Below are 19,176 nucleotides of genomic sequence, written 5' to 3' on the forward strand. Positions count from 1 at the left end.
ATCGATGGCGGGGTTGGCCGCGCTGCTCAGGCCGCGCGGTGTGCCGCCTGGCGGCCGATCAGCAAGCGAAACGGCAACAGCAAGGCCACGCCCAACGCCAACTTCACTCCCAGGTCACCCAGCGCCCAGGTAACCCATGGGCCTTCGGTGCCCGCGAAGGCGATGCTCCAGAAAATCGCCGTGTCTAGCACGGCCGCCAGCAGCGTCGCAACAAGCGGCGCACGCCACCAAGCGCCGTGGCGCAGTCGGTCGAACACGGCGATGTCCAGCCACTGCGACAGCAGAAAGGCCGTGCCCGACGCAATGGCGATGCGCGCCGGTGCCAGCACCAGCGAAGCCGCCACGGCCACCGCAAACCCCACCCAGGCCACGCGCCGGGCATGCTCTGGGCCGTGGGCGCGGTTGACCAGTTCGCTCACGAGGAAGGCCACCGGGTAGGTGATGGCGCCCCAGGTCAGCCAGTCGTTGAGGGGGAACTGCACCAGGATGTTGGAGGCCAGCACCACGGCGGCCATGGCCAGTGCGGCCGCAGCGAATCGCGGCAGGGTGGGCGTCTGCATCATGCGGCGGTGCCCAGCAGGTTGCGCGCAACGGCCTCGCCCACCTTGATGCCATCCACCCCGGCCGACAGAATGCCGCCCGCATAGCTGGCCCCTTCGCCCGCCGGGTACAGGCCCGGTGTGTTCAGGCTTTGCAGGTTCTCATCGCGCCCGATCTTGAGCGGTGACGAGGTGCGTGTCTCCACACCGGTCAGTACCGCGTCATGCATGTCAAAGCCCTTGATCTTGCGGCCGAAGGCAGGCAGCGCCTCGCGCAGTGCCTGGATGGCGTAGGCGGGCAGGGCGGCATGCAGGTCGCCCAAGGCCACGCCGGGCTTGTATGAGGGCTCCACGTCGCCGAGTTGTGTGGAGGGTTTGCCCTTGATGAAGTCACCCACCAGTTGCCCCGGCGCGCTGTAGTCGCGCCCGCCCAGCACGAAGGCGTTGGATTCGAGCTGGCGCTGCAGCACGATGCCCGCGAGGGGGTGGAAATTGCCGCGCGGCAGCTCTTCGATGCCGTGGGTACGGCCCAGGTGGGTTTCAAAAGCAGCGGCATCCGTGGGGTAGTCGCTTGGGTCGATGCCCACCACCATGCCTGCGTTGGCATTGCGCTCGTTGCGCGAATACTGGCTCATGCCGTTGGTGACCACGCGGTTCGGCTCGCTGGTGGCAGCCACCACGGTGCCGCCGGGGCACATACAAAAGCTGTAGACCGCGCGGCCGTTTTGCGCGTGGTGCACCAGCTTGTAGTCGGCCGCGCCCAGCAAGGGGTGGCCCGCATGGCGGCCCCAGCGTGCGCGGTCGATGATGCCTTGTGGGTGTTCGATGCGAAAGCCGATCGAAAACGGCTTGCCCTCCATGGCTACGCCACGGTCGTAGAGCATCGCAAACGTATCGCGCGAGCTGTGGCCCAGGGCCATCACCACGTGGTCGGCCCGCAGCTCGGTGGTCTCGCCCGTGGCCTGGTTCAGCACTTTGAGGCCGCGCAGGTGGCGTGCCTCGCCCGTGCCTTCGATGACCACGTCCGTCACGCGCTGCTCGAAGCGGATCTCGCCGCCCAGGGCAATGATCTGCTCGCGCAGGTTCTCCACCACCTTCACCAGCTTGAAGGTGCCGATGTGCGGGTGCGCCACGTACAAAATTTCTTCGGGTGCCCCGGCCTTGACGAACTCGTTCATCACCTTGCGGCCCAGGTGGCGCGGGTCCTTGATCTGGCTGTAGAGCTTGCCGTCGCTGAACGTGCCCGCGCCGCCTTCGCCAAACTGCACATTGCTCTCGGCATGCAACTCGCGCTTGCGCCACAGGCCCCAGGTGTCTTTGGTGCGCTCGCGCACCGGCTTGCCGCGCTCCAGCACGATGGGCTTGAAGCCCATCTGCGCCAGCACCAGCGCGGCAAAGATGCCGCAGGGGCCAAAGCCCACCACTACGGGGCGCAGGGGCAGGTCAGCCGGTGCCTGGCCTACGGGGTGCCAGGCCATGTCGGGCGTGGGCTGGATGTGCGGGTTGCCTGCGAACTGGGCGAGGAGTGCGGCTTCTCGCGCAGGCTCGGTCAGGGTGATGTCGACGATGTACACCGCCAGCAGGGCCACCTTGCGCGCATCGAAGCTGCGCTTGAACACATGCAGGTGGGCAATGTCTGCCGGGGCCAGGCCCAGCAGTTGGGCCGCAGCGGTGCGCAGCGGCGCGTCAGGGTTTTCGGCGGCCGTGAAGGGCAGCCGGATTTCGGAGAGGCGAATCATGGTCTTGCGGGCCCGTGTCGATCGGGCGGCGTGCAACGTGGTGGGGGCACGATTTTACCGATGCGGCGCCGGTGGACACGCTCCGCAAAAAAGGCCCGCCATGTGGCGGGCCTGGGAGGCTGTTTTGTAGCTATCAATAATATAGCTGCTAGCGCTCGCCGTGATTGCGCTAGCAGTTGTTTTTGCTCAAAACCCTTCTCAAGCAGGCAGGAAACCTTCCACCGACAGGTAGCGCTCGCCCGTGTCGTAGTTAAAGCCCAGCACCTTGGCGCCTGCGGGCAGTTCGGGCAGCTTTTGGGCAATGGCCGCCAGCGTGGCGCCCGAGGAAATACCCACCAGAAGACCCTCTTCGCGCGCGCTGCGGCGGGCGTATTCGCGGGCTGGTTCCGCATCGACCTGGATCACGCCGTCGAGCACGCTGGTATCGAGGTTCTTGGGTACAAAGCCCGCACCGATGCCCTGGATGGGGTGGGGCGCGGGCGCGCCGCCCGAGATCACGGGCGAGGCCGTGGGCTCGACCGCGAACACCTTGAGTTGGGGGAACTTGGCCTTGAGAACGCGGGCCACACCCGTCAAGTGGCCGCCCGTGCCCACGCCGGTGATGATGGCGTCCAGCCCGTCGGGAAAATCCGCCAGGATCTCCTGCGCCGTGGTGCGCACATGCACGTCGATGTTGGCCGGGTTCTCGAACTGCTGCGGAATCCAGGCGCCGGGCGTCTGCGCCTGCAGCTCCTGCGCGCGGGCAATCGCGCCTTTCATTCCCTTTTCGCGCGGGGTCAGGTCAAACTGCGCGCCATAGGCCAACATCAGGCGGCGGCGCTCGATGCTCATGCTGTCGGGCATTACCAAAATCAGCTTGTAGCCCTTGACGGCCGCTACCAGCGCCAGGCCAATGCCGGTGTTGCCCGAGGTGGGCTCGATGATGGTGCCACCGGGCTTGAGCGCACCCGACTTCTCGGCATCCTCCACCATGGCCAGCGCAATGCGGTCCTTGATGGAGCCGCCGGGGTTGCTGCGCTCTGACTTCACCCACACGTTGGCCGTGGGGCCGAACAAGCGGTTGATGCGCACGTGGGGCGTGTTGCCGATGGTTTGCAGAATGTTGTCAACTTTCATGGCGTCTCCTGTGAGGTGCAAAGAAGGGGCGACCCAATGCCAGCCAGTGGATAGAACCCCGTTCGGGTTGAGCCTGTCGAAACCAGGGCACGATGGGCAAGCCCTTTGGCAAGCTCGGGGTGAACGGGAGGCCACGGACGGAAATTGCGGTATGACGCGCATTCTGAACCAGTTGCTCTGCAGCTTGGGCTATATGGATATAGCCAAGGTATCGAACTACGGCAGCGGGCTGATTTCCACCTGCATCGCCCGCTCGACCGGCGTGATCTGCACCTGCACCGGCAGGCCCAGCGCAATCGTCTCTGCATTGGTGGCCGTGTGCTGCGTGACCTCGGTGCAGGTGTAGCGTGCGGCCTGCCCGCTGCGCCACACCGCCAGGGCCAGCGGCAGCATCCATTGGTCGGCCAGGTGCGGGCCCAGGGCGCCGCTGCTGCGCTGGTAGGTTCGCACCTCGTCCGTTAGCCGTTTGGCGACCTGTTCGGACGACAGGCCACGCTCGCCCAACTGGCAGAACACCTCGGTGATATGGGCATATTCGAGCGTGGCGATGAGCGCATTGCCCGGCCCCTCGTTCTGGCGTGTGGGGGGCTGGCGCAACTGGCCTGCCTCAAACGTCCAGCCCATGCGCTGGCCCAGCACCTCCAGCTCGCGCGTGGCGATGTGGCGCGCCAGGCCAGGCGCCAGCGCCTCGCCCCAAGCGTTTTGCAGCGGGCCGCGCTCCAGCACATCCACCGGCGCCAGGGGCTGCGTGGAGGGCGTGATGTGCGCCACCAGCTCGCCGCCCCCGGCGGGGTAGAAGCCGCGCCGCTGCAATTGCAGCTCCAGCCCTGCACCCAGCCGCCGCACCAGCGGCGCAAAGGCCCGCTCCAGAAAGTCAAACGGCGGCGCCATCGGGTTGTGCGTTCCGCCCGACAGCTGCACGCGGCTCGCACCATCGGCCAGCATCAATGCGGGCAGAACGGTCTGCAGCACCAGCAGGCAACTGCCCGCCGTGGCGATCTGAAAGTGATAGTCGCCTGCACGCACCGCGCCGGGTGTGAACTGCAGTGTTTGTGAGCCCAGCTCGGCGCCGTCTGCCTGCCCGCCGCTCACGGCCATTGCGGCTTGTACACAGGCCAGGTGCTGGCGCATCAGGCCAGGCTTGGGTCGCCCTGCACGAATGCGTGTGATGTGCAATGGGCGACCGGTGACCATGGCGAGGGCCAGTCCTGTGCGCAGGATCTGGCCGCCGCCTTCGCCGGTGGAGCCGTCGAGGGTGAGGGGCGTGGTCATGGCGCAGCCTTCGCGGCGCCGTAGGCCAGCACCGTGTCATGCAGCAACGCATCCAGCGCTGCATGCCCCGGCACGGGCAGCGGCTGCACAGGCTCGGCCGCGTTGCGCGCCAGTTCGGCTTCGATGAACGCATGGATGCCGGGCCAGCGCGGGCTTGTGGCGGCCTCGCCTGCGCGCATCTTCACTTCCAGAAGGGCGTTGATCTCTTCAACCAGCGCTGCATCGTGCACCGGGTGCAGTGTGTGCTGGGCCAGCTCGGCAAAGCGCATGGGCGGCACGCCGGGTTGCGTTCGTATCCAGCGCGCGGCCAGCAGCGGGCGCAGCACGTAGAGGTACTTCTTGTAGCGCACCTCGTCGGCCTGCAGGTGCTCGCGAAAGTTTTTCTTGGCCATCGAGGCGTAGTGGTGCCAACCCTTGGCGTTGGAGAACACCTGCGCCGCCAGCGTGCGAAAGCGGGCCATGGTTTCAGGCGCTTCGCGGTACACGATGGGCGAGCGCAGCCATTCGAGCAGGGTGGGGTTGGATTCGCGCAGCAGGCCCAAGGCCTTGCGCAGGTCCCAGCCATTCACATCCAGGTCGCCGCTGATGGGCAGCTCAATCACGTCGCGCCCCGGTGCCACCGTGAGGTACCACGGAAGCCGGTGTACATAGATGAAGCGCACGTCGTAGTCGCTGTCGGGCGAGGCAAAGCCCCAGCCCCGGCTGCCGGATTCGCAGGCGAACAACACGGTCACGTCGTGCGTGGCCTCGATGCGCTGCAGGGCCTCCAGTGCCTGGGCGCGCATGTGGGGCTCCACCGGGTGGGCGGAGCGCAGCATTTCTTGTTTCTCTTTTGTATGCATAAAAGTGAGCTGTAGCGCTTATTGGGTAGGCGCTATAAGCTATCAAAATAGTAGTATCCAAATATCCGTTCGGGCTGAGCCTGTCGAAGCCTTGCGCAGCGCTTCGACAAGCTCAGCGTGAACGGCGCTGGTGGTGCGGCGCTGAATCTGCCATTCACGGTGTGATGCGGTCACCCCTTCACACACACCACCTGCTTGAGCGTGTACACCACCTCCACCAGGTCCTGCTGTGCCGCCATCACCGCGTCGATGTCCTTGTAAGCCATCGGAATCTCGTCGATCACGTCGGCGTCTTTGCGGCATTCCACGCCTTGCGTCGCAGCGATCTGGTCGGCAATCGTGTACATCTTCTTGGCCTTGGTGCGGCTCATGGTGCGGCCTGCGCCGTGGCTGCAGCTGTTGAAGCTCTCGGGGTTGCCCTTTCCGCGCACGATGAAGCTTTTGGCGCCCATGCTCCCAGGGATGATCCCCAGCTTGCCTTGCTCGGCGCTCACCGCGCCCTTGCGGGTCACGAACACGTCTTGCCCGAAGTGCGTTTCGCGCTGCACGTAGTTGTGGTGGCAGTTCACGGCTTCTACGTGCGTTTCGAACGGTTTGGTGATCACCTTGCGCAGCGCGGCAATCACGCGGCCCATCATCACCTCGCGGTTGGCAGCGGCAAACCTTTGCGCCCAGCCCACGGCCTTCACGTAGTCGCCAAAGTACTGCGCGCCTTCTTCGAAGTACGCCAGGTCTTTATCAGGCAGGTTGCGCTGGTTCATCTCGGCGTCCTTCTTGGCCAGCTCGATGAAGTGGGTGCCGATGGCGTTCCCCACCCCGCGCGAGCCGGAGTGCAGCATCACCCACACGGACTGGTGCTCGTCCAGGCAGATCTCGATGAAGTGGTTGCCGGTGCCCAGTGTTCCCAGGTGCTTGTAGTTGTTGGTGTTCTTGATGCGCGGGTGCGCTTCGCAAATCTCCTCGAACTCGTCCACCAGCCCCGCCCAGGCGCGATCGGTTTCAGCGGGCGGCGTATCCCAGCTTCCTTTGTCGCGGCCAAAGCGCTTGGGTGTCATCCCCACCGGCACGGCGCGCTCGATGGCGGCGCGCACGCCGGACAGATTGTCGGGCAGGTCGCTGGCGGTCAGCGTGGTCTTGCACGCCATCATTCCGCACCCCAGGTCCACCCCCACCGCGGCAGGGATGATGGCCTTGAGTGTGGGCACCACCGAGCCGATGGTGGCGCCAATCCCCAGGTGCACATCGGGCATCACCGCCACGTGCTTGAAAACGATGGGCAGGCGCGCAATGTTGCGCAGCTGGTTCCTGGCTTCTTCTTCGACGGGTACGCCGTTGGTCCACATCTTCACGGGCACGCCGTTCGGGACTTCGTATTGTTCGTAGTTGTTCATCTTGTTCTTTCGTTTTTGTCGTTCATTGCACCATGCCGCGGGCGGCGGCTTGGGCGTAGGTTTTCAGTTCGTCGTCGTTCTTCACACTGCGGATGAAGGCCTCCATGTGCGTCTGCAGTTCTTTGGGGCGGTTCAAGCGCGGCCCTTCATGCCCGATGCCGTGCAATGCCGACATCTGCGCGTCCCGAAAGGGCATTGCCAGCATTTCGCAAAACACTCGCCACATGGCGTCTTGCCATTCGGGGATGTGCCGGGCGTTCCAGAACGTGGGCCATACGTCAAACCACATGTAGCTCACAAAGTGCAACCGGCCATTGTGTTTGTCGCTCTCTTCGCCCGTCACTTCCAATCTGGGTCCCAGGCATTCAAGCCACAGCGCAGGCAGTGCCTGCACCATGCGCATGGCGTCGGCCAGCGGGACCGAAGGGTCGTTGACCATGTGCGGGATGTCCCCTGCGTTGTTGCTCATCACATGGTTCAGCCCCATTCCGACCTGATCGTCGCTGTAAGGCGCCAGGTCCGCTCCCGCATTGGCAAACAGCACGGTCTGGATGTGTGTCCACTGCAGCGGCGTGGCTTCAAACTCTGGCTCGTCACTGTCCCAATACCACTCTTGCCCGCCTTTGGCAGGCACAGGGCGGTCGAACAGGTAGCGCAGGGCCGCGCCGTAGACCGTTGGGTCCAGGCCCACGGCTTCGCAAGTGAAGGGCGCTTTGTGTTGGCCTTGGCGCCTCTCGCGTGCATTTGTTTTTTTCTTCTTCGTCATCATGGCAGTTCTCTCTTCTGCTTATTCGCTTATTCACAATGGTGGACGCGACGGGATTCGAACCCGCATCAATACAGCGACCAGGGTGCTTTACTCCACTGGCCCAGTGAACAGTTGGAAACGCGCGCCAGTGGCAGACCCGTCATCGGAGCCAGCACCTGCATCCTCAACCTTGCCCGTTCACCGACTCTCCCGCTGTACTCGGTGTTACCCGAGCTGCCGGCAATATCAACATTTTTGGCAGTGGCGCTCCCTTCTGTGCCAGCGCGCCCGTATCCTCTTCATCCCTTGCTCAGCGCATCTTCACCAGGCCGTTCAGCACCTGGTCCAGGCCGCCAAACACCGAGATCTTGTCGATGCGCTCGGCCACGCGCTCCAGCGTCTCCAGCTCCTTCATGCGCAGGGCGACGGGGTTGTCCTCCATCACCTTCGCCGTGTTGAGCAGCGAGCGCGTGGCAGCGGTTTCCTCGCGGCGGCGGATCACGTTGGCCTCTGCCTGCTTTTGTGCCTGCACCACCTGGGTCAGGATGGTTTTCATCTCGCCGGGCAACACGATGTCTTTCACGCCCACGCTGTCCAGTTGCATGCCAAAGGGCGTGAGCTTGGCGGCCATGTGTGCGGTCACCACCTCGTCGATCACCGTCTTGTTCTCCAGCAGCTCGTCGAGCGTGCGGGTGCCCACGGCGGCGCGCAGCGCAAACTGCAGTTCGCGGTACAGGTAGTCGGCGGGTTTTTGCAACTGGGCAAAAGCGCGCAGCACATCGGTGTAGCGGAACGTGGCGCACAGGTTCAGGCGCAGACTCACCTTGTCGCGGGTCATGATGTCCTGGCCTGATACCTCCACGGCCTGCAGGCGCAGGTCCACCAGCTCCACGGCAATGGTGCGGCCGTACTTCCAGAACGCGTAGGCGCCTGCAGGCAGCAGTCGATCCACCTTGCCGTCGATGGTGAGCAGCGCGCACTGGCCATCGGGCACTTGCACCTGCAGCACGCCGGTCAGGCCGGTCACGCTGCGCTGGCGCAGTTGTGTGTGCGTGAGGCGGGCCACCAGGGCGGCGGGCAGTTCGGGGCCTGCCTCCAGGTCGATCACCTGCACGCTCACCTCTACCAGGCCTTTCCAATAGAGGCGGCGGGCGCCAGGGGGCAGGATCTCGACCAGCAAACCGTTTTCGCTGCGCAGGCCCACTTGCTGCTCCGACAGGTTCACCTGCACGAATTCAGCTGCCACCACGGCGGGCTCTTGCGCCATCAGGTAGTCGGCCAGGCCGTGGGTGAAGGCGGGTTGCTCCAAAGCAAAGGTTTCCACGCGCAACTGGTCCATGCCCGCAAACAGCCAGTGCGTGCCGCTGCGCAGCACGCGCTCAAAGCTGCCATTGCGCAGCAGCAGGGCGCGTTCGTTCTTCTTGATGGTGATGCGTTTGATTTTCAGCATTTCTTCTTCTCCTTGTTCCAAACAATAGGTGCCGTTACAGCGATGGCAGGGCCCCAGGGGGCGCAGCCCGGGCCGTGCAGTGCGCCGTGTGGTTGCTGTCCCGCAAGCGGGGCGGCAGCATGGCTGGCTGCGGGCGCGGGCTGTGCCGGGTGCTGGCACAACCGCCACCGGCTGACGGGGCCTTGCCTTGTGATTGCGTCAGAAGACGCAACCCTGGGGGCAACTCCCCGCGTTCGGCGGGTGGTCTTTCGACCGTTTCAAAGCTCCAGCCTTTCGGCCGGAGGAATGGGCAGGAGTCGAACCTGCTACAGACCTCTTTCGAGGTTGCTCTACCAATGAGCTACCAATGGCGGCAAGCTGGGAGTCGAACCCAGCACGTCCTCTTGCGAGGCGTCACCACGACCGTGCCGTTCTCCAGCGTTCGCGATGTGCGGCATGCAGGGAGTCGACAAAAGTCCTGAGACTCCGGACTCCCTGCACCGGCGGGGCGAACGTTTGTTCTAACCTCAGCCTGTGAGCGGTCACCGCTTGCACTGGATGCCTTATCTATTGCCAGATGCGTGCCAGCTTGTGTTTTTGGGTTTGAATTTCTTCAAGTTATTGATTTGTATGGGTAAATTTCTTTTGTTGTTTCGCTGTATTTTTGTACGCGCTGAAATAACTAGAATGAAAGCTAGTTAAATATAAAAATGGAATGCGCAAAAACAAGGTCGTGATCGGTTTCCTGGGCACCCAGCTCGACTCCGGCAGAGGTGCTGGGCGGTGGGCGAAGTGGCGCCCCACGGTGTCGCTGGTGCAGCATGAGGACGTGGTGATCGAGCGGCTGGAGCTGCTCTACACCCCGGCGCACAAAGACCTGGCGCAGTTGGTGCGGGCCGACATGGCCGTGGCGTCCCCCGAGACCACGGTGAACCTGGTGCCCATGCCCATTGCAGACCCCTGGGACTTTGGCGAGGTGTATGCCGCGCTGTTTGACTGGACCCAGGCCTACCGCTTCGACACCGAGCGTGAGGAATACTGGACCCACATCACCACCGGCACCCACGTGGCGCAGATCTGCCTGTTCTTGCTGGTGGAGTCGCGCCGCATTCCGGGTGTGCTGGCGCAGACCTCGCCGCCCAAGCGCCAGCAAATAGGCGATGCGGGCAGTTATGTGCTGATCGACCTGGACCTGTCGCGCTACGACGTGATCGCCCAGCGCTTTGGCGCCGAGCAGCGTGATGCGGTGGATTTCCTCAAGAGCGGCATTGCCACGCGCAATGCGCGCTTCAACGCACTGATCGACGAGGTGGAGCGCGTGGCGGTGCGATCACGCGCGCCCATCCTGTTCACCGGGCCCACGGGTGCGGGCAAGTCGCACCTGGCGCGCCGCATGTTCGAGCTGAAAAAAGCCCGCTATCAGGTGGAGGGCGAATTTGTGGAAGTGAACTGCGCCACGCTGCATGGCGACGGTGCAGCGTCCACACTGTTCGGCCACAAAAAGGGCGCCTTTACCGGCGCGGCGGCCGACCGGGCGGGCCTGCTGCGCACGGCGCACAAGGGTGTGCTGTTTCTTGACGAGATCGGTGAGTTGGGCCTGGATGAGCAGGCCATGCTGCTCAAGGCGGTGGAGGAAAAGCGCTTTTACCCCATGGGCAGCGACCGCGAGGTGAGCAGCGATTTCGAGCTGATTGCTGGCACCAACCGCGACCTGCGCACCGAGGTGGCCGCTGGGCGCTTTCGCGAAGACCTGTATGCGCGCATCAATCTTTGGAGCTATGTGCTGCCGGGCCTGGCGCAGCGGCCCGAGGACATCGAGCCCAATGTGGACCACCAACTGGCCCGCGCGGGCGCCGAGCTGGGCCGCAGCGTGCGCTTTTCCAACGAGGCGCGGGCGGCTTACCTGCGCTACGCCCAGTCACCCGAGGCGCTGTGGACCGGCAACTTCCGCGACCTGTCGGCCAGTGTGACGCGCCTGGCCACGCTGGCCGACAGCGGCCGCATCGGCCTGCCCTTGGTCGAGGCCGAAATGGCCCGCCTGCGCTGGCTGTGGCAGCCCGCCAGCGATGCGCGCAATGGTTTGGCGGCCACGCACGGCGCGTTGGGCCGTGAAGATCTGGCGGCCCTGCTGGGCGAAGAAGCGGTGGAAACCATGGACCTGTTCGACCAACTGCAACTGGCTGCCGTGCTGCAGGTGTGCCGCCAGGCCCGCACCTTGTCTGACGCCGGGCGCCAGCTGTTCCAGGCCTCGCGCGCGCAGCGCACGGTGGTCAACGATGCAGACCGGCTGCGCAAGTACCTGGCCCGGTTCGGCCTGGATTGGGAGCGCGTGCGCGAATCGGGGAGATAATTCACCTCGTGAAGCACGCCAGACCGCCGCTGGTGCAATCTGGGAAACCAGGCACTGGAGGAACGTCCGGACTGCACAGGACAGCGTAGCAGCTAACGGCTGCCCACCGTGAGGTGAGGATTAGAGCAACAGAGACGAGTCGGAGCAGGCTGCACGCCACCGAAGGTGTTCTATCGGTCGCCCGCGAAAGCGGGCACGGCTGGCGCAAGCCAGACGGTTTGCGGCGCAAGCCGCAAAGACCATAGCCACCCGAAGCGGGCGGCGCCCGCTTCGGGTGAAACGGGCAATCTCTACGCGCAGCAATACCAAGTAGGCCAACGTTGATGTGGTTCCGCAGAGTTGGCGGGTAGGTAGCACCGAGCCGTGGTGGCGACACCCGGCCCAGATTAATGGCGGTCACGCTGCGGGAGCCCGCAAGGGTTTCGGCAGCGCACAGAATCCGGCTTATCGGCGTGCTTCACACTTTATTTTTGTTCCCCCGCGCCCACGCCATGCCATGGCGCGGCGCAGCGGCTCAACTTTTGGCGCAGTGGGGAGCATGCCCCCGTTCCAGCTCTGCGGCCCGCTCCACGGTGTCGGGGTGGCTGCTCAGCAGCGACCACACCGGGTGCGACTCGGCTTTTTTGCGAGCCTCGCGGGCCTTGCGCTTGCGCTCGGTGTCGGGCGTGCTGGCCCCGGAGGCGGGTGAGGCCGTGCCGATGGCGGCCGTGTCTTTGCCCCCGTCCTTTTTCTTGTCCTCTTCTTCATCGTCCTCATCGCGCGCAATGGCCAGCAGCAGCTTGCCCATCGGCGCCGTGGGCAGCGCCTTGTGCTGCATGAGGGCGATGGCATAACAATCGGCCTCGCGCTCGTGGTTGCGGCTGTAGGCCAAACCCGTCATCAGCGATGCGCCGGTGGAGACGATGCCGGACACGTCGCCCAGCGCCAGCCCCAAGCCCATGTTGAGCACGCCTTGCTGCACCACCATGCGCGTGGTGTGGCGGTGCACCACATGGCCGATTTCGTGGGCCAGCACGCCCACCAGGGCATCGTCGGGCAGGCCTTGCTTGGCGGCGGCCTTGACGATGCCGTCGGTCATCACGATCTTGCCGCCGGGCAGCGCGAAGGCGTTGGCGCCCATGCCGGAGCGGAACTCCAGCGACAGCGGGGGGCGGTAGCCGGGGTAGCGCAGCAGTTGGGGCGGGGTTTGCTGCACCAGGGCATCAAAGCGGGCCTTGAGCTGATCCTGCCGTTCTTTGGGCAGCTTGCTGGGTTTGAGCGTGCCGTCGTCCATCTCGCTGAGCACGTTTTCGGCCACGCTGATCTCCCAGCCCAGGGGCACGAAGCGTGTGAGCTGTGTGGCCGCCCAGGGCGTGCCGTAGCGGTAGAACAGCGTGAGGCCGACGATGGCCGCGGTAGTCACGCCCAGCAGCACGGGCCAGCGGGTTTGCATGCGCTGGGTCAGGCCAGGGCGCTCGCCAGCGGCTGCAAGGGCTGCGCGCCAGTCGGCCACGGCGTCGATCTCGACACTGCCGTGGTCGCGCAGGTCCACCACCACCAGGGGCTGGGGTTTGCGTTCGTTCCAGGCCTCGGGCCAGCCCACGTCCTTGCAGGCGAACACGGCAGGCGCGGCACCCGGCTGCGAGAGCGGGTGCAGCACCAGCGACGGGCCCTGCGGCGTGGGCCGCAGGCTCACCATCACGGGCCGGGCCTTGCTGCTTTGGCCGTCGAACCAGCGGCCCGGGACCAGGGCAGCGTTCTGGGGGGCGCGCGTGTTCACCCGATGAGGTCCAGGCCTGCGGCATCTGCCATCGCGTCACCCAGGCCGCCTTGTTGCTGGCGCACCATGGTGCCCGCCACCTGCTCCACGCCGCCTTTGACGTGCAGGGTGACGGATTCGAGCTTCATGCGGTATTCGCTGACCCGCGCGAACGGGCGGTACAGCCCCAGCGTGACCAGGGTGAGCAGCATGTTCTTGATGCGCAGCCACACGTAGCTGCGACTCCTCAGGCGGCACTTGAAGCGCGCCACATGGCTTACGCCGATGTTGCTCCACATGAGCTGGAACATGCGGGCCTCGCGGTAGGCGCGGGCGGGGGCCGATGCCATGAGCAGCAGGAAGAAGCCCGCGATGATGGCCACCAGGGCCACCACAAACATCCACATGCCCATGCGATTGCCCTGACCGGCGATCAGAGCGACGGAGCCGCCTGCGAGCACGCTGATGAGTATGGCGAGGCCCAACACACACAGGATGAACACCGCCACAGTGGCCAGCCAGATCTTGACGAAGTCCAGGTACACCGGCTTCCAGCGGCCGTGCTCGGCACCCACCTGGGCCTTGAGCACCAAGAGGCTTTTGTAGTTGAACTCCAGGCGGATGAAACACAGCAGCGTTAGCACCAGGCCCAGCAACAGCAAGCCGCCCATGGCGGGTGTGAAGGGCGGGAAGGAGGGTTTGCGGACCTCGTCTTCGGCAGCCTGGAAGGCTTCGGCCAGCCCAGGCGACAGCATTTGCATGCCGAAGAACACGCCAAACCACACCAGCGCCAGCGCAAACACCGGCCAGCTTGCGATGTACACCTCTTTCCAGCTGGCGGTGAACTGCAGCCGCAGGCCGCGCCAGCGCGTGGCGTTCAGCCGAAACCGCATGGCGCTGCCCCAGATGAGGGGCGCCAGCAGCGCGCCCGCCAGCAAAAACAGGCCTACGGCCGTGTCCTGCCCGGTGTTGGCGGCGATGTTGTAGGCGATGGAGATCAGCACCAGCATCAAAAAGCCCTTCACCATCTTGCTCTGGTGCGCCGTGAATTCGAGCGGGCTGCCAGCCACCAGGGTGTGGCTGTAGAAGTATTGGGCCGTGCGGCGACGTGCCCAGGGCGTGTAGATGCCCAGCGTGACGATGCTGAGCAGCACATTGACGATCCACACCCGGAAATATTCGCCACCGCCGCCGGTGAATTCGAGCGGGTGCGCTTCGATGTTTTGCGACATGAAGGTGGACGCCGGCCCCGCCGCGCCGCCAGTTTTTTGTTGGTTCATGAGCTCCCTCCTGAGTGCCGAGCAGTGTAGCAGCGGCATGGGGCAAAGGGAATACAAACAAAAAGGCTGCTAGCGCTTTGCCATCAAGCGCTAGCAGCTATGTTTTCAGGAGCGTATTCGCCCCGAAGAGGCCGTGCCTGTGGGGCGCCTCAGAACCGCTCCCACGGCTGCAGGTAGCGCCACTGCCCCTCGGGCACCTTGGCCAGCGGCACGCGGCCGATGCGGATGCGTTTGATGGCCACCACCGTGAGGCCCACGGCCTCGCACATGGCGGGGATCTGGCCGGGGCGGATGCCCTTGAGTGCAAAACGCAGCTTGGTCTCGCTCTGCCAGCTCACCTTGATGGGCGGCAGCGGGCGGCCGTTGAAGCTGAGGCCATGGCACAGGCGCTGCAGGCCGTTCGTTGCGATGTCGCCCTTCACCTCGACGATGCACTCCTGCTCCAGCGACTCGATGTCTTCGGCCAGCTTGCGGGCGATGCGTTTGTCCTGCGTGTAAACCACCAGGCCGCTGGCTTCGGTGGGCAGCGGCGTGAAACATTCAAGTTGCTTGAAGTGACGCTGCAGCACGCGGATGCCCGAGGCGTCTTCGGGCAGGTGCGAGGTGGCGCTCAGCAGCGTGGTGGCCTGTGTTGCGCCCTGGCTGCGGCTTGCGTGGGCCGCTTTGTCTGCGGACAGGCCACCCAGGCCCGCCTCGAAACCGGCGGGCTTGTGCAGCAGCAGCGTCACGGGCGTCAGCGCAAGCAGGCTGGCGTCTTGCGCCACCGTCACGGCCTGGTCGGGGCGCACGCGGGCGCCGGGGGCTTCGACCACCTGGCCGCCCACGCTCACAAAGCCGCCCTCGATGAATTGCTCGGCCGTGCTGCGCGAGCAGTTCAGTTGTTCGGCCACGCGTTTGGCCAGGCGGATGTGGCTGGGGTCAGGGTTCTTGTCGGTCATTGAAGGGGGGATTCGGGTAAGGGGAACCCATCTCCAGGATGGGTTCCATCAGCAAATTCAGCAAATCCGTTCGTGCTGAGCTTGTCGAAGCATTGCGCGGCGCTTCGACAGGCTCAGCGTGAGCGGTTCTTTTTTCTTTTCTTTTTCTGTTGGAACGAAACCGTTTTCGTATCAGTTGTTGCCGGGTTGCAGCGCGCGGATGCGTTCGACATGGGCCAGCAGCGAGCGTTGGGCCACGGGCCACATGCGCGGGGGCACGTCGTCGTAGGCCAGGCGCACCCAGTCGTCCATGCTGCCCTGCGGCAGCGCCTGCATGGCGGCCAGCACCTTGGCCTCGCGTGCCAGGCGGTGGGCCTTGAGCTTGGCGATGGCGCTGCGGGCGCCCAGAATCGGGCCGCCCAGCACGTAGCCGTGCGCGGGCAGGATGAACTCCACGCCGTGCTCGGCGCACATGGCGTCCAACCGGTCGAGCGAGTCGAGGTAGTCGGCCATGTTGCCGTCTGGCGGGTCCACCACCGTGGTGCTGCCGTTGAGGACATGGTCGCCGCTGAACAGCAGGGCGTCTTCCAGCAGCAGCAGGCACAGGTGGTTGGCCGCGTGGCCGGGGGTGTGGATGACCTGCAGGGTATGGGTGATTTTGCCCTCTGGCGCTTGCCCATCAAGCACTAGCAGCTCATTATTTTGTAGCGAACGATCAGGCGTGAAGGCGCTGGCGGCGCGGGCCGTGGGGGCTGATGGCAGGCCCAGAATGGGTGGTTTTGCCTTGCCCGCCTGCACGCACAGCGCTTGCAGCGGCGCGGCGCCGGGCGAATGGTCGGGGTGCGAGTGGGTGCACACGATCATGCGGATGTCGCCGCCCGCCGCGCGCCAGAGCTTGTCCAGGTGTTCGGCATCGGCCGGGCCGGGGTCGATGGCGATGAAGCCCGTGGCCGGGTTGCCCACCAGGTAGCTGTTGGTGCCGGGGCCGGTCATCACGCCGGGGTTGGGCGCGGTCAGGCGCTGCACGTTGCGCAGCAGGGGCACGGGCCGCTCGGTCTGCCAATCGAGCGGGTGCACGATCTGCCCGTCGGGGCACACCAGGGCCAGCTCGCCAAAGGGCATTTCGTCTTCCATGTAGCGCGATTCCTTGCCCGCCAAGAGGCCCGCGCGCGGGCAGCTCACCCACAGCGGCTGCTCGTGCGCTACGGCATCGAGCGCGGCCTGGGTGTTGGCAAAACTGGCCAGGCGCCGCAGCGTGCGGATGGTGGGGAAGATCATGAAAAACTGCCCCGCCTCATGCCGCGCCAGCGCGTCGGCGGGGCGCACCCACACCGGCTCGAACTGCTCGGACTCGTCGGCCACGGGCTCCTGGCCCTCGGGCATGCGGGCCACCAAAAAGGGCACCTCAAAGCGGCGCGCCAGGTCGCGGTCGGCCGTCCAGTGGGCCAGCAGGTACACGCTGTCGGCCGCCAGGCGCAGGCCACGGGCCTGGCATTGCGCCACAAAGGGCTGGTGGCGGTCGATGGCGGCGATGTCTTCGTCGTTGGCCATGGCGCCCTGGCGGGGGCCGTCGGCATGGCGGGCCAACAAAATGCCCAGCTCTTCAAAACTTTCGCGGATGGCGGCGATGGCCTGGGTGAGGTGCAAGGCGCTCTGGGTGGGGCGGCGGTCGGCGGCGGCATGTGTCTCGGGCGCGGCATCGAGCGCATCGATACCCCCGCCAGGAAACACATAGGCGCCGGGCGCAAAACTGGCCTTGTCCGAGCGCCGGGTCATCAGAACTTCGAGCCCGCCGTCGTTCGGCGCATCGCGCAGCAGCAGCACGGTGGCGGCCGGACGGGTGGCTACGGGTTCGCGGTGGGGGAGCAGTTGTTGGGTGATGCGGGGCATCGATCCATTATCGGGTTTTGCCCCGCAGCCTGCCTGCTCCCCTGTCGGACGGGTGATTGCTGCGGTGCTGCGCCTTTCAATACCTGCCGGAGAGCAGGGCACCCGCATTCGGCACCCGGGTCTCCAGCCCCAGGCGCTTGAGCATGGCCCAGGTGGTGCAAGCGGCAGCGGACACCACGGGGATGCCCAGCCGGTCCTGTGCCACCTGCACCGAGGCCAGCGAGGGCATCTGCACGCAGGCCGAGATCACCACCACGTCCACCCCGCGCGTGTCCAGGCGCTGCACGATCTGCGCGGGCGCGGCAGGGTCCTGTGCGCCCACCTCCAGGTTGTCGGCGATCTCCAGCGACAGGCTGTCGTGTACGGCGATGCCCTCGTGCTCGATGTAGTCCACCACCAGCTGGGTCAGCGGCTTCATGTAAGGGGTCAGCACCGAGACTTTTTTCGCACCCATGGCCTTCAGGCCTTCGATCAGTGCGCCTGCGCTCGACACCACGGGTGCGGGCTTGCCGTTGGCCACCGTCACCTCGTGCAGCCGCTGCTCAGACGCGCGGTGGTAGCCCAGGCCCATGCTCATGATGGCCACAAGGCATGCATAGCCCATCACGTCCATCTTCCCATCCGACAGTTCCAGCGCGCAGCGGTCGGAGCCGTGGTCCATGGCGGCCAGCTCTTCCTTGGTGACCTTCTGCATGCGCATGCGACTGGCATGGAAGCTGAAGCGCTCGGGCAAGATCTGCTCACGGGCGTGCAGCATGGCGGGGATCTCGGTCTCCATGGTGGTGTTGGAGCTGGGCACGATCTGCCCGATGCGGTAAGTGCGTTGCATGGCGGTCTTTCGGAAAAAACAGGCAAAGCGCTGCTCCGCCCGGCGCATGGGGCGCCGGGATGGGATTGCGCAGGGGAGGGAGCTGGCGGGTCAGTCGGCCTTGATGCCGGCGCCTTTGATGGTTTTGGCCCAGTAGGCGGTTTCGGTCTTCACCAACTCGCTGAGCGCCTGGGGTGGCAGGTAGCGCAGCTCAACGCCGGCCGCGTCGGCGCGCTGGCGCGTCTCGGGCATCTCCAGGGCCTTCTTCACGTCGGCCGTGAGCTTGGTGATTACGGCGGGGGACGTGGCCGCAGGGGCGAACAGGCCCACCCAGGCTTCGAGCTTGAAGTCGGGCATGCCGGCCTCGGCCACCGTCGGCACATTGGGCAGGCTGGGGTGGCGCTTGGGGCCGGTCACGGCAAAGGCCTTGAGCTTGCCGCTGATCACATGCTGCATGACCGACGGCGGTGTGGTGATGAACACCTGCACCTGGCCGGCCAGCACGTCTGCCACCGCCGGGCCGGAGCCGCGGTAGGGGATGTGGGTCATGAAGGTGCCGCTCTGCTGCTTGAATATCTCGGTGCCGATGTGTGAGAGTGAGCCGTTGCCCTGCGACGCGTAGTTGACCTTGCCGGGGTTGGCCTTGAGGTAAGCGATGAACTCCTTGAGAGTGTTGCCTGGCACCGAGGGGTGGGCCGCGATCACGTTGGTGGCCACGGTGAGCAGGGCAACGGGGGCGAAATCCTTGGTCTCCCAGGGCAGGCTGGGCGAGAGCGCCGGGTTGCCCACGTGGTAGGCCGAGTACGAGATCAGCAGGTTGTAGCCGTCTGGCTTGGCGCGGGCCACGGCGCCATAGGCCACGTTGCCGCTGCCGCCGGCCTTGTTGTCGATCACCACGGGCTGGCCCAGCACGCGCGCCAGGGGCTCGTTGAGCAACCGAGCCGAGGTGTCCACCACGCCGCCGGGCGGGTTGGGCACGGTGAGCGTGATGGCCTTGCTGGGGTAGCTGTCTTGCGCCATGGCGAGGCCTGAAAGAGCGAGCGTGGCAGCCAGCAGGCCGTGTGGGTTCTTCATGTTTGTCTCCGCCAGGTTGTTGTGTTCAGGGCGTATTGTCGAA

At 65.4% G+C, this 19,176-nt stretch carries 15 protein-coding genes and 1 other RNA gene; 2 read left to right on the plus strand and 14 right to left on the minus strand.

Annotation, left to right across the window (positions count from 1 at the left end; genetic code table 11):
- Window positions 1-26: 26 nt before the first annotated feature.
- The 8 genes from Q0105_RS19780 to Q0105_RS19815 all read right to left on the minus strand — a co-directional run bounded on the left by Q0105_RS19780 (window position 27) and on the right by Q0105_RS19815 (window position 9,097).
- Window positions 27-563, minus strand: a complete 537-nt coding sequence (locus tag Q0105_RS19780) for a VUT family protein (protein WP_298214286.1) — start codon at window positions 561-563, stop codon at window positions 27-29.
- A complete protein-coding gene (locus Q0105_RS19785; RefSeq protein WP_298214288.1) occupies window positions 560-2,278 on the minus strand; it encodes an NAD(P)/FAD-dependent oxidoreductase in 1,719 nt (572 codons plus the stop codon). Before Q0105_RS19785 ends, Q0105_RS19780 begins: the two co-directional genes overlap by 4 nt.
- Before the next feature lie 198 nt (window positions 2,279-2,476).
- Window positions 2,477-3,394 carry a cysteine synthase A gene (gene cysK, locus Q0105_RS19790; protein ID WP_298214290.1) on the minus strand — a complete coding sequence of 306 codons (918 nt, stop codon included), beginning with the start codon at window positions 3,392-3,394 and terminating at the stop codon, window positions 2,477-2,479.
- A gap of 216 nt (window positions 3,395-3,610) precedes the next feature.
- On the minus strand, window positions 3,611-4,666 hold the full coding sequence (gene rtcA / locus Q0105_RS19795; protein WP_298214292.1) for an RNA 3'-terminal phosphate cyclase: 1,056 nt from the start codon (window positions 4,664-4,666) through the stop codon (window positions 3,611-3,613).
- Window positions 4,663-5,508, minus strand: coding sequence for a nucleotidyltransferase domain-containing protein (locus tag Q0105_RS19800; protein ID WP_298214294.1), 846 nt, complete (start codon window positions 5,506-5,508; stop codon window positions 4,663-4,665). Before Q0105_RS19800 ends, rtcA begins: the two co-directional genes overlap by 4 nt.
- A gap of 170 nt (window positions 5,509-5,678) precedes the next feature.
- Window positions 5,679-6,899: an RtcB family protein gene (locus Q0105_RS19805; protein ID WP_298214296.1), complete on the minus strand. Its 1,221-nt coding sequence runs from the start codon at window positions 6,897-6,899 to the stop codon at window positions 5,679-5,681.
- Between the two features lie 22 nt (window positions 6,900-6,921).
- Window positions 6,922-7,665: a hypothetical protein gene (locus tag Q0105_RS19810; protein ID WP_298214298.1), complete on the minus strand. Its 744-nt coding sequence runs from the start codon at window positions 7,663-7,665 to the stop codon at window positions 6,922-6,924.
- A gap of 292 nt (window positions 7,666-7,957) precedes the next feature.
- Window positions 7,958-9,097 carry a slipin family protein gene (locus tag Q0105_RS19815; RefSeq protein ID WP_298214300.1) on the minus strand — a complete coding sequence of 380 codons (1,140 nt, stop codon included), beginning with the start codon at window positions 9,095-9,097 and terminating at the stop codon, window positions 7,958-7,960.
- Window positions 9,098-9,791: 694 nt separating this feature from the next.
- Between Q0105_RS19815 and rtcR the strand changes: the two genes are divergently transcribed.
- A complete protein-coding gene (gene rtcR, locus Q0105_RS19820) occupies window positions 9,792-11,426 on the plus strand; it encodes an RNA repair transcriptional activator RtcR (protein ID WP_298214303.1) in 1,635 nt (544 codons plus the stop codon).
- Window positions 11,427-11,436: 10 nt separating this feature from the next.
- Window positions 11,437-11,889: RNase P RNA component class A (gene rnpB / locus Q0105_RS19825), an RNA gene on the plus strand.
- Window positions 11,890-11,940: 51 nt separating this feature from the next.
- Here rnpB and Q0105_RS19830 read toward each other — a convergent pair.
- The 6 genes from Q0105_RS19830 to Q0105_RS19855 form a co-directional block, all read right to left on the minus strand.
- The gene (locus Q0105_RS19830) at window positions 11,941-13,185 is read right to left on the minus strand and encodes a M48 family metallopeptidase (RefSeq protein ID WP_298214305.1); all 1,245 of its coding nucleotides are present in this window, start codon (window positions 13,183-13,185) and stop codon (window positions 11,941-11,943) included.
- Window positions 13,182-14,444, minus strand: a complete 1,263-nt coding sequence (locus Q0105_RS19835; RefSeq protein WP_298214307.1) for a YjgN family protein — start codon at window positions 14,442-14,444, stop codon at window positions 13,182-13,184. Before Q0105_RS19835 ends, Q0105_RS19830 begins: the two co-directional genes overlap by 4 nt.
- Window positions 14,445-14,593: 149 nt before the next feature.
- Window positions 14,594-15,382, minus strand: coding sequence for an rRNA pseudouridine synthase (locus Q0105_RS19840; RefSeq protein WP_298214308.1), 789 nt, complete (start codon window positions 15,380-15,382; stop codon window positions 14,594-14,596).
- 171 nt (window positions 15,383-15,553) lie between these two features.
- Window positions 15,554-17,251, minus strand: a complete 1,698-nt coding sequence (locus Q0105_RS19845; RefSeq protein WP_298214310.1) for an MBL fold metallo-hydrolase — start codon at window positions 17,249-17,251, stop codon at window positions 15,554-15,556.
- A gap of 76 nt (window positions 17,252-17,327) precedes the next feature.
- Window positions 17,328-18,080: an Asp/Glu racemase gene (locus Q0105_RS19850; RefSeq protein WP_298214312.1), complete on the minus strand. Its 753-nt coding sequence runs from the start codon at window positions 18,078-18,080 to the stop codon at window positions 17,328-17,330.
- Between the two features lie 90 nt (window positions 18,081-18,170).
- Window positions 18,171-19,133, minus strand: coding sequence for a tripartite tricarboxylate transporter substrate binding protein (locus tag Q0105_RS19855; RefSeq protein ID WP_298214314.1), 963 nt, complete (start codon window positions 19,131-19,133; stop codon window positions 18,171-18,173).
- Window positions 19,134-19,176: the final 43 nt, after the last annotated feature.

This window comes from Acidovorax sp. (genome assembly GCF_027492855.1).
Classification (GTDB): Bacteria; Pseudomonadota; Gammaproteobacteria; order Burkholderiales; family Burkholderiaceae_C; genus Acidovorax.